This is a genomic window from Celeribacter sp. (assembly GCF_048270365.1).
GTDB lineage: Bacteria > Pseudomonadota > Alphaproteobacteria > Rhodobacterales > Rhodobacteraceae > Celeribacter.
Genome location: NZ_JBLWTA010000013.1, coordinates 1 through 14,254 on the forward strand (window position 1 = coordinate 1; position 14,254 = coordinate 14,254).

The 14,254-nt window shown below is 59.4% G+C and carries 12 protein-coding genes; 4 read left to right on the forward strand and 8 right to left on the reverse strand.

Going from position 1 to position 14,254, the window contains the following annotated elements; all coding sequences use genetic code 11:
- Positions 1 to 462: 462 nt before the first annotated feature.
- A complete protein-coding gene (locus ACN0X0_RS16515; RefSeq protein WP_417264300.1) occupies positions 463 to 648 on the forward strand; it encodes a transposase in 186 nt (61 codons plus the stop codon).
- Between the two features lie 340 nt (positions 649 to 988).
- Here the strand turns inward: ACN0X0_RS16515 and ACN0X0_RS16520 are convergent, their stop codons facing one another.
- The 5 genes from ACN0X0_RS16520 to ACN0X0_RS16540 all read right to left on the reverse strand — a co-directional run bounded on the left by ACN0X0_RS16520 (position 989) and on the right by ACN0X0_RS16540 (position 7,462).
- Complete coding sequence (locus tag ACN0X0_RS16520; RefSeq protein ID WP_417280048.1) at positions 989 to 2,272, reverse strand: ATP-binding protein; 1,284 nt, start codon at positions 2,270 to 2,272, stop codon at positions 989 to 991.
- A 197-nt stretch (positions 2,273 to 2,469) separates the two neighbouring features.
- Positions 2,470 to 2,901, reverse strand: coding sequence for a universal stress protein (locus tag ACN0X0_RS16525; protein ID WP_417264298.1), 432 nt, complete (start codon positions 2,899 to 2,901; stop codon positions 2,470 to 2,472).
- The gene (locus ACN0X0_RS16530) at positions 2,898 to 5,513 is read right to left on the reverse strand and encodes a TRAP transporter permease (protein ID WP_417280049.1); all 2,616 of its coding nucleotides are present in this window, start codon (positions 5,511 to 5,513) and stop codon (positions 2,898 to 2,900) included. The genes ACN0X0_RS16525 and ACN0X0_RS16530 overlap by 4 nt, the downstream gene beginning before the upstream one ends.
- Positions 5,514 to 5,587: 74 nt before the next feature.
- Positions 5,588 to 6,553 (reverse strand): TAXI family TRAP transporter solute-binding subunit, encoded by a 966-nt coding sequence (locus ACN0X0_RS16535; protein ID WP_226553795.1) that lies wholly within the window; start codon positions 6,551 to 6,553, stop codon positions 5,588 to 5,590.
- 45 nt (positions 6,554 to 6,598) lie between these two features.
- Positions 6,599 to 7,462 carry a MurR/RpiR family transcriptional regulator gene (locus ACN0X0_RS16540; RefSeq protein ID WP_417280050.1) on the reverse strand — a complete coding sequence of 288 codons (864 nt, stop codon included), beginning with the start codon at positions 7,460 to 7,462 and terminating at the stop codon, positions 6,599 to 6,601.
- A gap of 136 nt (positions 7,463 to 7,598) precedes the next feature.
- On the opposite strand from ACN0X0_RS16540, the gene ACN0X0_RS16545 reads away from it, so the two are divergent.
- Entirely contained in the window at positions 7,599 to 8,933 is a 1,335-nt protein-coding gene (locus ACN0X0_RS16545; protein WP_417280126.1) for an aspartate aminotransferase family protein, read from the forward strand.
- Entirely contained in the window at positions 8,930 to 9,697 is a 768-nt protein-coding gene (locus ACN0X0_RS16550) for a 3-keto-5-aminohexanoate cleavage protein (RefSeq protein ID WP_417280051.1), read from the forward strand. Before ACN0X0_RS16545 ends, ACN0X0_RS16550 begins: the two co-directional genes overlap by 4 nt.
- Before the next feature lie 110 nt (positions 9,698 to 9,807).
- Here the strand turns inward: ACN0X0_RS16550 and ACN0X0_RS16555 are convergent, their stop codons facing one another.
- The 3 genes from ACN0X0_RS16555 to ACN0X0_RS16565 form a co-directional block, all read right to left on the reverse strand.
- Entirely contained in the window at positions 9,808 to 11,340 is a 1,533-nt protein-coding gene (locus ACN0X0_RS16555; protein ID WP_417280052.1) for an aldehyde dehydrogenase (NADP(+)), read from the reverse strand.
- A gap of 57 nt (positions 11,341 to 11,397) precedes the next feature.
- The gene (locus ACN0X0_RS16560; RefSeq protein ID WP_417280053.1) at positions 11,398 to 12,369 is read right to left on the reverse strand and encodes a mannonate dehydratase; all 972 of its coding nucleotides are present in this window, start codon (positions 12,367 to 12,369) and stop codon (positions 11,398 to 11,400) included.
- A gap of 72 nt (positions 12,370 to 12,441) precedes the next feature.
- A complete protein-coding gene (locus ACN0X0_RS16565; RefSeq protein WP_417280054.1) occupies positions 12,442 to 13,170 on the reverse strand; it encodes a FadR/GntR family transcriptional regulator in 729 nt (242 codons plus the stop codon).
- Between the two features lie 131 nt (positions 13,171 to 13,301).
- On the opposite strand from ACN0X0_RS16565, the gene kdgD reads away from it, so the two are divergent.
- Entirely contained in the window at positions 13,302 to 14,213 is a 912-nt protein-coding gene (gene kdgD / locus ACN0X0_RS16570; RefSeq protein ID WP_417280055.1) for a 5-dehydro-4-deoxyglucarate dehydratase, read from the forward strand.
- Positions 14,214 to 14,254 lie beyond the last annotated feature (41 nt).

Below are 14,254 nucleotides of genomic sequence, written 5' to 3' on the forward strand. Positions count from 1 at the left end.
GCCCGAGACCAACGAGGATAACACGCGTGTCGCCGAGATCGTCAAAACCGTCGTCGGCTACGCACTCTACATGCGCGATAACCGCCTTGAGATGCCCGATGTCAGCGATCTTCTGATTGAGTGACCCGGCAAGCTCGCAACAAACCCTACTCCCGTCTTCAGAATTTCAGTTGTCGCTCTCTAAGTCTCAACATTCGATCAGGGAAGCAGACATAACCGAGCCACCCAAGGCGAATTCCGGCCATTGGCAGCGTATTGCCGAGGCCAAAGGTTACACATTTCTCGGTAGGATCATCGACCGATTACACGCCCTGCTCCACTGTCACCGCTACGTCGGCACGATGCGCAAACGTTTGAATGTCGCGCTCACATATGCGCCAGACTGCGCCCCCCAGAAAATCTGGACACTCACGTATGCTACGACTTGTTGTCTGCTGATTTTCGACGAGAAGGAGATCAGAGATGTCGAAACGGAAGCAGCATTCGCCTGAGTTCAAGGCGAAGATGGCGCTTGAGGCGCTGGAGAGTGCGCAAACAGTGGCCGAGTTGGCCAGCCGGTTCAGGGGTCATCCGACGATGATCCACACCTGGAAGCGGGGGGTTGCTGGAAGGCGCATTGTTCGAGCGCGGCGGCAGGCAAACCCCTGAGATTGACGGGGAGCCGGCTGGGCGGAACCTGAAATACGCGTGCATCTATCTGCACGCGTGGAAAACCGGATCAGAGCCTAAGGCGGGCGTCGGAAATGGGATCGCGTTCTACATCCGCAAGCACCCCCATTCCGTCCTTGGCGGCAGACCGCCAGCCATGGTCTATTGGCTGAGAACTGACAAAACCCAACCCGATCAGCAGGAACAGAGAGTAGCTTAATCTACACCAGAAACTGTCCAAGAGATGGGGGGAGTTCAGACAATGCACCCAGATATGAGCCGCATGGGCCAGACCTGAGCGGAAACAAACACAGCCTCCCACTCGACAATCATGATGTAACTAAAGCACCTGCGCCCAAAGCGCGCTGAGCGGCAGAGCAAAGGTTCCCTCTCCCATCGTCAGCTTTTCCTGCCCGAGGTAAAACACGATCCCGACGGTGCTGCGGCCTTTGCCCGGTCCATTGTTGGCAAACCAATTCAAATGCTTGAAATCATCGGCCGCAACCGTGGTCGCGGCTTTGACTTCGATACCAACCAACCGATGGCCGCCGTCGATCAGAATATCGATCTCGCGACGATCCGCACTGCGCCAATGATAGAGACGATAGTCTTCGTCTTGCATCGGCAGAGCGCGTTGGAGTTCACCGACGACAAAGCTCTCCAACAGCCCGCCCAAGGCTTCGGGACTGTTGCCGATGTCAAAGGATCTGTCATTCAATCGACGAAGCGCGCTGGCAATTCCGCTGTCCACGAAATGGAACTTTGGCTGTTTGATGTCCCGTTTGCTCTCCCCCGGCATCCATGCGCTCAGCTTGGTCACCAATGAGAGCCGCATGAGAATGTCGAGGTACTGATCCACCGTTTCGCGTTTGAGTTTCGCCAGTTTTGCCAGCTCGGAGGTGTTGATCTCTTGTGCGGTCCGCGCCGCCATTTGGTCGATTAGAAACCGAAGCGCATCGGGTTTACGAACCGGCATGATGTCTGCCACGTCGCGATCCACCACCGCATCGATATAATCGCGGTACTGCCGTTGCCGTGATCGGAGTGGCAGGGCGCGGATTTCGGGGTAACCGCCCATGAGGACGAGATCGACATAGTCTTTGCGTCCCAGATGTGCAGGTTCAGAGATGTGCGACAGCTTTGGGTCCGGCTGCATCGCCCAGTCGATCAACCTGTTGACCGGCGCCCGATGGACCTCGGATGTCGTCAACGGCCAGAGTTTGAGCGTCTGCATTCGGCCCGCCAGAGAGTCCGCGACCTCCGCCGTTGTGAAAACGTTGGAGGAGCCGGTCAGGACAAACTGTCCTTTTCGGCGATTGCGGTCGACGATTTTCTTGATGGCGAGAGCAAGTTTCGGAGACCTTTGGGCCTCATCAATGATCACCGGTGCATCCGGCTGTTCCTCGGCAAGGCTCGTCAGCTGACCTTCGGGGTCCGCCTCCATCGCCGCCAGAATGGCCGCATCGTCCAGCGTGAGGAAACGACCCTGTTGAAACAGATCGCGCACAAGGGTCGTCTTGCCAACCTGACGTGGTCCGACAAGGTTGACAACGCGTGCTGTTGCCAAGGCGTCCTGCAGCTCAGGCGTCAGGTGGCGCGGGAGATATTCATCAGCATCATTCATGTCACGAGATGACTACCAAGAGGCTCACCAAATGTCCATTAGGACTTTCACGATATGACCTTTAGTGTCCGCACGAAACAACCATTACTCTCCCGGCACGTCATTCTGCGTGCACCGCAAGCAGTGAGACTGACGGTGCAAAGCGGGCAGGTTTGACATCCTGAGTGGCAACCTGCCCTAAAGTCGCTCCAAAGAGTTCAGCGCACAACGTAGACCGACGATTTGGAATGACGCACGACGCGCGCGGCATTCGGGCCCAAAAGGTAGTCTTTGAGATCTGGACGATGCGCCCCAAGGATAATCAAATCCGCCTCGTCCTTTTCTGCGGCTTCAAGAATTTCATGGTAGGCGGTGCCGACGGCCACGATATGGCGCACCTGGGCGTTCACTTCGGCACCGAGCACCTCTTCGACGAAGTCGAACAAGGTTTTCTTGACGCTCTCGCGGACCTCTTTGGTGCGGTTTTCGTCGAAATAGCCACCCACCCAACTCATGCCATAGTCGGGGAGCACCGTAATGACATCGAGCTGCGCATTCTCCACCGCGGCAAGCCGCTGCGCGGTCTCCAGCACTTTGATCTCATCTTTTGGACGGTTCACATCAATGGCACATAGAATGGTCTTGATCATGCCAGTTCTCCTTTGAGTTCACGCGAAGAGGCCGCCCGGCCACGTTGCAGGACGGTTACAAGGCCCAGAAGGAGGAGCGCAGGGATGAACATCAACTCTTTGGGGAGCTGGTCGGCCGGGGCCTGCACGGCGGTCAGACGCACGGGCTCGTCGCCATAAAAGTCAAAACTGGCCAACTTGTCCGACAGATCGGTGCCGAACATCGGTTCGTCCATGATCATCGTTTCGCCCTCAGGCATCAGCATCAGACCAAGCGCATCGAGGCGCGCGGCCCCGCCCGGCTCTTCCGGGACGATCAGCGCAAGATGAAGCTCTTTCTCTTCAAGCGTGTCGAAATCCGGCCCCGTGACGACCACACGCAACTGCGATCCGGCAGGCGCTTCGGCCAGAGCCTCTTCGACGGCGGTGGGGGCAATGTCGTGATAGGGCGATTGGATCATGTCCATGAAAAAGCCCGGTCGGAACAGGGCAAAGGCCACAAGCAAGAGCGCCGCAGTTTCCCAGATCCGCGACCGCGTGATGTAAAAGCCCATGGTGGCCGCCGTGAACACCAGAATGCCGATGGTCGCGATGACAAAGACAATGACCCCCTGCAGCCAAGTCACGTCGATCAACAACAGATCGGTATTGAAGATGAACACGAACGGCAGGGCCACGGTGCGCAGACTGTAGAAGAAGGCGGTAAAGCCGGTGCGGATCGCATCACCGCCCGAGACCGCCGCCGCCGCGAAACTCGCAAGCCCCACAGGTGGCGTCACATCCGCCATGATCCCGAAATAGAACACGAACAGGTGCACGGCGATCAGCGGCACGATCAGACCCGATTGCGCGCCAAGCTCGACGACGACCGAAACCATGAGCGAGGACACAACGATATAGTTGGCCGTGGTCGGAAGGCCCATACCGAGGATGAGCGAGAGGATCGCCACGAACAGCAACATGAGAATGAGATTGCCGCCGGACAGGAACTCGACGAAATCCGCCATCACCTGACCGATGCCGGTCAAGGACACGGTGCCGACGATGATCCCGGCGGTGGCGGTCGCAAGACCGATGCCGATCATGTTGCGCGCCCCGTCGATCATACCTTCGACGAGATCGACCACACCCTCTTTAACCTTCTGGCCCGCACCGCTTTCCCCCCGGAACATTGCCTTGAGCGGCTTTTGCGTCAGCAGGATAAAGAACAACAGAAAGGTCGCCCAAAACGCCGACAGACCCGGCGATTTGCGTTCGATCATCAGGAAATAGACCAGAACGATGATCGGCATCAGGTAGTAAAGCCCGGCTTTCCAGAGCTTTGCCACATCGGGCAGCTCCACCACCTCGGCATTCGGATCGTCGGCCTCCAGCTCGTCGGCATCGGCGGCGAGCTTGATCAGCGCGACATAGATCACCCCGAGCAAGACGGCGAGAACCCAGCCAGAACCTTCCGGCACGGCAGAGGTGATCAGCCGGACCGGGAATTGCGTGGCATAGCACAGCGCACCAAAGCCCGCGAAGAACAGGAACATCCCCATGATCGTGCGCCAGAGCGACACCACCTTGTTGCCAATCGTGGGCATGTTGTTTTTCACCGCTTCGAGGTGAACGATATAGACCAGCGCGATATAGGAAATGATCGCGGGCACGAAGGCGTGCTTGATCACCTCGAAATAGGAAATGCCGACGTATTCCACCATGAGAAAGGCCGCTGCCCCCATCACGGGCGGCATGATCTGACCGTTCACAGAGGACGCGACCTCGACCGACCCGGCTTTCTCGGCCGAGAAACCCACGCGTTTCATCAGCGGAATGGTGAAGGTGCCGGTGGTGACCACGTTGGCAATGGAGGAGCCGGAGATCAGGCCAGTTGCAGCAGAGCCGACAACAGCGGCCTTGGCCGGACCGCCACGCAGGTGCCCCAGGGCGCCAAAAGCCATTTTGATAAAAAAATTCCCGGCCCCGGCCTTATCGAGCAAAGCGCCGAACAGGACGAAGAGAAACACGAATTGCGTCGAGACGTTGAGCGCGATGCCAAAGACGCCCTCGGTCGTGATCCACATATGCGACATCGCCTTGCGCAGCGAGGCGCCCGCCCAGCGGATCGAATCCGGCACGACCTCGGACGACCCAAAGAACACATAGGCCAGAAACACGATGGCCAGCACGACCATCACCGGACCGAGCGTCCGGTAGGCCGCAATGAACAAAAACGCCAGACCTGCCAAGGCGAAATAGGCGTCGCTTGCGTCCGCGAGCCCGCCATTCGCGACGATTTTTTCGTAGAACACATAGCCATACATGGCCAAAAAGGCCCCGCCGAGACCGAGGATCCAGTCATACCACGGAACCGACGTCTTGGAGGCGGATTTGAACAAAGGATAGGACATGGCCGACAGAAAAATCGCAAAGGCGAGGTGAATCTGCCGCGCGTTGTTGATCATGTCGCCGGGCAGCACTTTGAGCCCGATCGGAGACGCCAGGAGCACTTGGAAAACCGACCACAACAGCGCAACTGTCGCAATCACCTTACCCAATGTTCCCGGCACATTGCGTGCGCCACTGTCAGAGGCAGCAACCAGTTCCTGGAGCTCTTCCTCGTTCAACGCCCGTTTTTCAGCGTCTGCCATGTGTAACCACCCTGATATTATTTTTTTGGAAAAGGGCGGCACTGATGCGCCGCCCTCGAACTGTTAGGAGCGGATTATTCCATCCAGCCCTGTTCTTTGTAGTACTTCTCAGCACCCGGATGCAGCGGAGCGGAGAGACCGTCTTTGATCATTTCTTCCGGCTTCAGGTTGGCGAAGGCCGGATGCAGACCTTTGAAGTCTTCAAAGTTGTCGAACACGGCGGACACCACGGCGTAAACCGCATCTTCGGACACGTCCGCAGAGGTCACGATGGTCGCGCCGACACCGAAGGTCTGCACGTCTTCGTCATTGCCACGGTACATGCCTGCCGGAATGGTCGCGGTCCGGTAGTAGGGGTTGTCGGCAACCAGTTCTTCAATCGCCGGGCCTGCGACTTCGACGAGCACGGAGTCACAGGCGGTGGTGGCCTCCTGAATGGACCCGGACGGGTGACCCACGGTGTAGACCATGGCGTCGATCTGGTTGTCGCACAGCGCCGCAGATTGTTCCGCCGGCTTCAGTTCGGTCGCCAGAGCGAAATCGTCGGTGGTCCAACCAAGCTTGTCCATGACAACTTCCATGGTCGCGCGTTGACCGGAACCGGGGTTGCCAATGTTCATGCGCTTGCCTTTGAGATCTTCAAAGGTTTTCACGCCGGAATCTGCGCGCGCCACAACGGTGAAGGGCTCGGGGTGGATGGAGAACACGGCACGCAGGCCATCGAAGGGTTCGCCATCGAACTGCACGACGCCGTTGAATGCGTTGTACTGGATGTCGGATTGCGCAACGCCGAATTCCAGCTCGCCTTCCTTGATCGTGTTCACGTTGTACACCGAACCGCCCGTGGATTCGACCGAACAACGCACGCCGGTTTCTTTGCGGTTCTTGTTGACCAGACGACAGATCGCGCCGCCGGCCGGGTAATACACACCGGTCACACCGCCGGTGCCGATGGTGACGAACTCTTCAGCCATCGCAGAGCCCGCAATCATCGCGGAAGCAGCAGCGGCAGCGAGGCCGAGTTTCATGTGTTTGGTCATAAGTGACTCCCTTAGTGTTTTTGGTCATCCCGAGGCATCCTCGCCTCAGAGATCGACCACTTCTCCAAGCGCCCGGTTGTGGCGCTCGATCTCTGATATGCGTTCCACAACATCCGGTCCGGCGTGTTGCGCAAGCATGGCCATGAGCATTTCAAGAAAAAATACCGTGGTGGTGTAAGTGTTAAAAAAGTTCGGAGTTTCCCCTGGAATGATGACCGAAGTATTGGCGTAACGCAATGCGGGGGAGGCATAGCCATCCGTGATTACCGTGACATGCACCCCTTGACGTCGCGCAACCTCAGCCGCGTGGACCGAGACCCGCGCAGAGGGGGTCATGGTGATGACCAACATGGCGTCCCGTGCGTCCATCTCGCTCAGCGCTGAGCCGTAGGACGCCCCCATACGCCCGGCAAGCCGCCACTTATCGCCAAGAAAATTGGCCATATACCCGGCATATTCCGCAATCCCCGTAGAGCCCAACGCCCCCACGATCAGCACGCGGCGGGCCTTGTGCAACACCTCGACCAGATCCGCGAGACGCGCAGGATCAAGCCCCCGCACAAGCTCATCAAGGTTGTGATGGGCCGTCTCCAGAGAGCGCATCAAAAGCCGCTCCGATGCGCCCTGTTGATTCTCCCTAAGGTCCTTCGCGCGTGTGGCGAAGGTCGAAACCTTGAGGGAAAGCTGGGTGCGTACGGCTTCGCGCAGGGTTTCAAATGTTTCAAACCCCAAAGCGCGGGCCAGACGGCTGAAGGTCGCCGGGGCGATTCGCGCCTCCTCTGCGAGGGCCCGCAGCGACCGCGTCGCCACATCCAGCGGGTTTTCGACAAGATAATCCCCGGCCTCGCGCAAGCGCGGGCTCAAATCGGCGTAATGTTCCGCCAGCCTTTGCTGATAACTCGCCGACAATCTGCCATCCCGCGCATGTGATGTGGTTCTCAGGACTGTTTCAATTGTTTCAATTATTGTCAACTCTCGAACCATGTGTTTCATCATGTGAAAGGTGACCGCTTCAGGCGGCCTCTTCTCACCCGGAGCACAGATGATGACGCATGTTTTCTACCGCAATTCCCGCACCACACCGCCGACGGCCGTCCGTGGCGAAGGCGCTTACATTTATGACAGCACCGGCAAGCGGTATCTGGATGGCTCCGGCGGCGCGGCGGTGTCTTGTCTCGGGCATTCCGATCCCGATGTGATTGCGGCAGTGCAGGCACAGGTCGGAACGCTCGAATTTGCCCACACCGGCTTTTTCACCTCGGACCCTGCCGAAGCTCTGGCCGAACGCCTGATTGCCCATGCCCCCGACGGGCTTGATAAGGTCTATTTCCTGTCCGGCGGCTCGGAAGCGGTGGAAACCGCGCTCAAAATGGCGCGGCAATATTTCGTCGAAACCGGCGAACCGCAACGCACGCGGTTCATCTCACGCCGCCAAAGCTATCACGGCAACACTTTGGGCGCGCTCGCGGCGGGCGGCAATGTCTGGCGCAAGGCGCAATTCGCCCCGCTTCTCGCGGAAACCTCTCATATCGCGCCGTGTTATGCCTATCGCGAACAAGAGGCGGGCGAGAGCCTTGAGGCCTACGGTCTGCGGGCTGCCAATGCGTTGGAAGAGGAATTGCTGCGGGTCGGGCCAGACACTGTCATCGCCTTCATCGCGGAGCCGGTTGTCGGGGCGACGCTGGGCGCGGTGCCCGCTGTGCCCGGATATTTCAAACGCATCCGGGAGATTTGTGATCGCTACGGTGTGCTTTTGATCCTCGATGAGGTGATGTGCGGCATGGGGCGCACCGGCACGCTTTTTGCCTGTGAACAAGACGGCGTCGCCCCCGACATCCTCACCATCGCCAAGGGGCTCGGTGCCGGGTATCAGCCGATCGGCGCCACGCTCTGTTCCGCCCGCATTCACGAGGCATTTGTGCAAGGCTCCGGCTTTTTCCAGCATGGCCACACCTATATCGGCCACCCGGTCGCCTGTGCGGCAGGCGATGCGGTCGTGACGAAACTCACGGAGGGCGGGCTTGTCGAACGCGCGGCCCGGATGGGCGACACCCTCGATCACGCCCTGCGCGCCGCGTTTGCGGATCATCCCCATATTGGCGACATGCGCGGGCGTGGCATGTTCCGCGGTCTGGAAATCGTCGCGGATCGCGACAGCAAAACCCCCTTCGATCCGGCGCTTGGGATCAACAAAAAGGTGAAAGCCGCTGCCTTCGAGGCCGGGCTGATCTGTTACCCGATGGGGGGCACAATCGATGGGCAAAAGGGCGATCACGTGCTCCTCGCGCCGCCCTTCATCTTGACCGATGATCAGGTCGGGGAGTTGGTCGAAAAACTCAGCACCGCGTTTGAGAGCGCTTTGACCGGAGCCCTCTCGTGACCGCCCTGCCCCGCATCATGGTCGCCCCCAATGGTGCATCAAAGACCAAGGCCGACCACCCTGCGCTTCCGATGTCCCTTGATGAGCTGACCGACACCGCGCGTGCCTGCCAAACGGCAGGCGCACAGGGGCTGCATTTCCATTTGCGCACCCCCGAGGGCACGCACCTCCTTGACAGCGGCGCCTATCGCGAAGCTTTGGCGCATCTCTCGGAGCAGGTTCCGGGGCTGGCGCTTCAGATCACGACGGAGGCCGCAGGCATTTACCATCCGCCACATCAACGCCATGTCGCGCTGCACTCGGGCGCCTCGCTGGTCTCTGTCTCCCTGCGCGAAATGTTGCGGGATGGGGCGGAGGTGGCCGGACGTTTTTATAGGGACTGCGCGGACGCCGGGATCACTGTCCAACATATCTGTTACGACCGGGAGGATGCCGAACATCTCACCCGCGTGCTGCCATGTGAGCAGTTCGAAAATCCCGCGCTGCAACTCCTGTTCGTGCTGGGGCGCTACACGGCGGGGCAAATTTCCTCCCCCGACATGCTCACCCCCTTTACGCAATGGATGCGCAGCCGTGGGATCGACCCCGATTGGGCGGTCTGTGCCTTTGGGGCGGGGGAAACGGCCGCGCTGACAGCTGCGGCTGCGCTGGGTGGGAAAATGCGAGTGGGCTTTGAAAATTCGCTGTGGCATCCTGACGGGACATTGGCCGAAAACAATGCCGCGCGGGTCGCGAACCTCTGTGCAGCCTTGGCGTTGAGCTAGGGGGAGGTTCCATGGAGTGACGACGTGCGTCGGGCGCGTGATATGAAAACACGCGCCCGTTGAGAGAGATATTCGGCCCGATGTGGGTCTGGTCTGAAAAACCGCGCCTTTTAGAGCGAAGCAATATCCTCAGGCAGGACGCCCTCCGGGATGTTCTGGAAGCAAACCGGGCGCAGGAAGCGGCGGATCGACAAGGTGCCGACCGAGGTCGCGCCAAAATTTGTCGACGCCGGATAAGGCCCGCCGTGCACCATGGCATCGGCCACTTCGACACCTGTCGGAAAGTTGTTCGCCATGACCCGACCTGCCTTGCGCTCCAACACCGGCAGAAGTTTGCGCGCCAGCACCGCATCGCCTGCGTCCATGTGCAGCGTCGCGGTCAACTGCCCCTCAAACCCCTTGGCCAACTCCACCATCTGCTCCGGCGTCTCGGTGCGGATGACCAGTCCAAGCGGCCCAAAGACCTCTTCGCCCAGAGCATGATCCTGCAGATAGGACTGTGCATCGGTTTCATAAAGGTTCGGACTAACTTCACGCCCGGCGCTTTCGGTCTCGAACACCGCACGGACAGAGTTGCGGTCGTGGAACCGCGCCTTGCCCGCGGCATAAGCCGAGGCGATGCCATCGGTCAGCATGGTCTGTGGCGCAACGGCGCTCAGGGCTTTGGCGGCGGCGGCCACGATGGCGTCCCCTTCCGACCCTTTGGCAATCACCGCGATGCCGGGGTTGGTGCAGAACTGCCCTGCCCCCATGGTCAATGATCCGGCCCAGCCCGTGCCGATGGCCTCACCACGCGCGGCGGCCGCTTCGGGCAGGATGAACATCGGGTTCACAGACCCCAGCTCCCCAAAGAAGGGGATCGGCTCAGGACGCTGCGCACAAAGATCGAACAAGGCCCGACCACCGCCCAAAGAGCCTGTAAAGCCCACGGCCTTGACCAGCGGATGCTGCACGAGCGCGACCCCGACCTCGCGTGTGCCGCCCTGAATGAACGAAAAAATACCCTTCGGCATGCCCGTCTTTTCAATCGCGGCATGGATCGCTTCGGCAATGATTTCGCCGGTGCCCGGGTGGGCAGAATGGCCTTTGACCACGACCGGACAGCCCGCCGCCAGTGCCGCAGCGGTATCCCCGCCTGCGGTGGAAAAGGCCAGCGGAAAGTTCGATGCGCCGAAAACCGCAACGGGGCCAATCGGACGCTGGATCATCCGCAGTTCCGGTCGCGGCAGGGGCTGACGATCAGGCAGCGCCTCGTCGACACGGCGGTCGAGATAGGCGCCTTCACGGATATGCGTCGCGAAGAGGCGCAACTGCCCGGTGGTCCGGCCACGCTCACCTTGCAAACGGCCCTCCGGCAAGCCGGTTTCCTGTGTGCCGATCTCGGTGATCGCCTCGGCACGGGCTTCGATTTCATCTGCGATGGCCTCAAGAAAGACCGCGCGTTCCTCGCGCGACGTGTAGCCATAGCTCCAAAAGGCCTCTTCTGCCGCCTCACAGGCAGCATTCACCAGATCAACCGTGCCGACACTAAATCTATGCGACGGCCCGTGGGCGGGTTCGGAGGCAAAGGTCTCGGCACTGGCGATCCAGTCGCCCGCGACCAGATGTTTGCCATGCGGGGTAAAGACAGAGCTGTCCGTCATACTGCATCCTTTCAAAGTGTATTGTCTCATCAAAACGGGGCACAAAACGCGTCCCGATCACGCACCTTTCGCGTGCTGAATGGCGGCGGCGATATAACCGTAGGAAAATGCGAAAGCGGCCCCTTCCGGGTCCACGGCGTCGATCTCGGGCACATGATCCGGCATGACCATATATTGATAGCCGACCTCTTCGAGGACCCGCAGCACGCGCAACATATTCACATCGCCATCGTCGGGCAGCACCTCTGAGAACCCTCCTTTGCCGCCCTGAATGTTCCGGAAGTGAATGTTGAACAACTTTCCGCGCGTCCCGAACCACCGGATGATGTCGTCCATCTCGGCATCCGGCGCATCCAGGTTTTCGGCCATCGTTCCGATACAGAAGTTGAGACCGTGATAAGGGCTTTCGTGGGTCTCGACAAAACGCTTCATGCCTTCGAACGTGCCCAGAATACGGGTCACGCCACGATAGCCGGGCGGGGTCCAGGGGTCGTGCGGATGACAGGCCAGCCGGACCTTGGCGCTGGTCGCGACCGGCACAACATGGCGCAGAAAATACTCGGCCCGCTCCCAGATCTCTTCTTCTTCCAGAGGCTCACACGGCGGCGCGGCGTCAGGGTCCATTTTGTCCCAGAAGAAGGACGGCAGGCGCGCACCGCCGCGACCGATCTCATCTTCGCTGCGCGGGATGCCAATGTAGTTAAAGTTGTATTTGGCCGCCGGAATACCGGCCCGGGCACAGTTCTCGATGAGCTCACAGATGCCCGCGATCTGACGGTCCCGCTCCGGCCCGGCCAGAAGAATGTCGGCGCAGGGCGCGCGATCCACGGCCACCGAAGGCAACGGCAATTGGATCATATCCAGGGTCATGCCATGAGATGCGACGTCATCACGGTGCCGCTCCAATGCCTCAAGCGTCCAGTCCGTCCACGGCCCGGGCGGGTCCAATGAAATATGGCTGACACCGAACTGTGTCAGCATCTTAAAGTCGGTGGCATGACGCGGTTCGCGCTGTGTTCCGATATACATGGGGCTCCTCCCGAATCTTATGTCAGGACAAGTCATAGTATGACTTGGCGCACCTGCCTAGCCCCAACTCGATCAGCTGTCGGTCGCTTCACTGAGAGCAAGGGACAGGGCGCGGTAGCGGGCCTGGGAATTCTCCAGATGCGCGCGCATCGCCGTCCTTGCCTCAACGGCATCCTGGATCGAAATGGCGTGAACGATGCGATCATGTTCCGCCTGAATAGTTTCAAGGTAGGTCTGGCTCCGCGCCTCGGTCAGATTTGGCAGCGAAGCACGCGGGATGGCCGAGGGGCCGAACTGCGACAGGGCCTGAGGAAAATAGCCGTTGTTGGCGGCCGTTGCGATCGCCATATGAAAATCGAAATCCGCTTGAGAGGTGCGGTTCTCATCCAGAATTGATTTTTTCATTATTGAGTTTTTTGACATTATATCAAACTCTTGAGAGCTAGTCCGGCGCAGCGCGGCCAATCCAGCGGCCTCCACCTCTATCGCCGTACGAAACTCGATCAACTCAATCGTACGAGGGATCGAGCGGCGTTCGTCCTGCGAAAGAGTCAAAAGAGCGTTGGGCAGTTTCTCGGCCACGAAGACGCCTTTGCCCTGCACCGGATTGACGATGCCTGCGGCTCGCAGCTCGGCAATGGCCTCGCGGATGACGGTGCGACTGACGCCAAAGGCCTCCATCAGCTTGGGTTCTGTTGGAAGCTGGGCGCCAAGCGGCGTGCGCCCGCTTTCAATATCTTGACGGATCTGCGCCACGACACTTTCTGCCAGGCGGGCCTTCGTTTTGCGTACTTCGAGCATATTTTGAGACTCATGTTGCGTATAGAATGGAATCATACTATGACTCATCGTATGAATTATTGATATCATCCCTTAATGCTCTCACCAAGTCAAATGTGGGACAGGGGTGAGCAGAGAGGAAGCATCGCGCCATGGATACGCAAGAGATCAAATCCGCACTCGGAGGGGGACTTCTTTCCTTTCCCGTCACACCGTTTGACAGCGAAGGCGCCTTTGCCCCTGATGTTTATGCCGAGCACATCGAATGGCTGTCAGGCTATAATGCCTCGGCACTGTTTGCGGCGGGTGGCACGGGCGAGATGTTCTCGCTGCGGCCCGATGAGATCCCGGAGATCGTGCGCGCCGCGAAATCCGCCTCCGGCAATGTTCCGATTGTTTCCGGCTGTGGCTGGGGAAGCGCGGTGGCCGTGGACTTGGCCCGCGAGATCGAGAAGGCCGGAGCAGACGGAATTCTGCTCCTGCCCCACTATCTGATCGACGCGCCGCAAGAGGGGCTTTATGCCAATATCAAAGCGATTTGCGATGCCACGGGCCTGGGTGTGACCGTCTACAACCGTGACAATTGTGTCCTCGAAGCCGACACGCTGTCGCGTTTGGCAGACGATTGCCCGAACCTGATCGGCTTCAAGGATGGCACGGGAGATCTGGCCCTCGTGCGCAAAATAACAGCAACGCTGGGGGATCGACTGACCTATATCGGCGGAATGCCGACAGCCGAGCTCTTCGCCGAGGCGTATCTTGGCGCAGGCTTCACAACCTATTCCTCTGCCGTGTTCAACTTTGTGCCCGGCCTTGCGCAGGAATTCTACAAGGCACTCCGAGCCGAAAAGCGCGATGTATGTGAGCGTATTCTGAACGAGTTCTTCTTCCCCTTTATGGATCTTCGTGCCCGCAAGCCCGGGTATGCCGTCTCCGCCATCAAGGCGGGTGTGCGTCAACAAGGCTTTGCCGTCGGCAAGGTGCGTGCGCCCCTGACCGATTTGACGGGGGAAGAAGAAGAAATGCTTCAGGACCTGATTGCACGGTCAAAGCAGGCAGCCTGAACCACGAACCCGTTTGGCGACCAAGGAGGATTGGCGCCAAA

Bases quoted from the DNA above. Each gene is read 5' to 3' on its own strand.
- ACN0X0_RS16515 (WP_417264300.1), top strand. From the start codon at position 463: ATGTCGAAACGGAAGCAGCATTCGCCTGAGTTCAAGGCGAAGATGGCG.
- ACN0X0_RS16520 (WP_417280048.1), bottom strand. From the start codon at position 2,272: ATGAATGATGCTGATGAATATCTCCCGCGCCACCTGACGCCTGAGCTG.
- ACN0X0_RS16525 (WP_417264298.1), bottom strand. From the start codon at position 2,901: ATGATCAAGACCATTCTATGTGCCATTGATGTGAACCGTCCAAAAGAT.
- ACN0X0_RS16530 (WP_417280049.1), bottom strand. From the start codon at position 5,513: ATGGCAGACGCTGAAAAACGGGCGTTGAACGAGGAAGAGCTCCAGGAA.
- ACN0X0_RS16535 (WP_226553795.1), bottom strand. From the start codon at position 6,553: ATGACCAAACACATGAAACTCGGCCTCGCTGCCGCTGCTGCTTCCGCG.
- ACN0X0_RS16545 (WP_417280126.1), top strand. From the start codon at position 7,599: ATGACGCATGTTTTCTACCGCAATTCCCGCACCACACCGCCGACGGCC.
- ACN0X0_RS16555 (WP_417280052.1), bottom strand. From the start codon at position 11,340: ATGACGGACAGCTCTGTCTTTACCCCGCATGGCAAACATCTGGTCGCG.
- ACN0X0_RS16560 (WP_417280053.1), bottom strand. From the start codon at position 12,369: ATGTATATCGGAACACAGCGCGAACCGCGTCATGCCACCGACTTTAAG.
- ACN0X0_RS16565 (WP_417280054.1), bottom strand. From the start codon at position 13,170: ATGCTCGAAGTACGCAAAACGAAGGCCCGCCTGGCAGAAAGTGTCGTG.
- kdgD (WP_417280055.1), top strand. From the start codon at position 13,302: ATGGATACGCAAGAGATCAAATCCGCACTCGGAGGGGGACTTCTTTCC.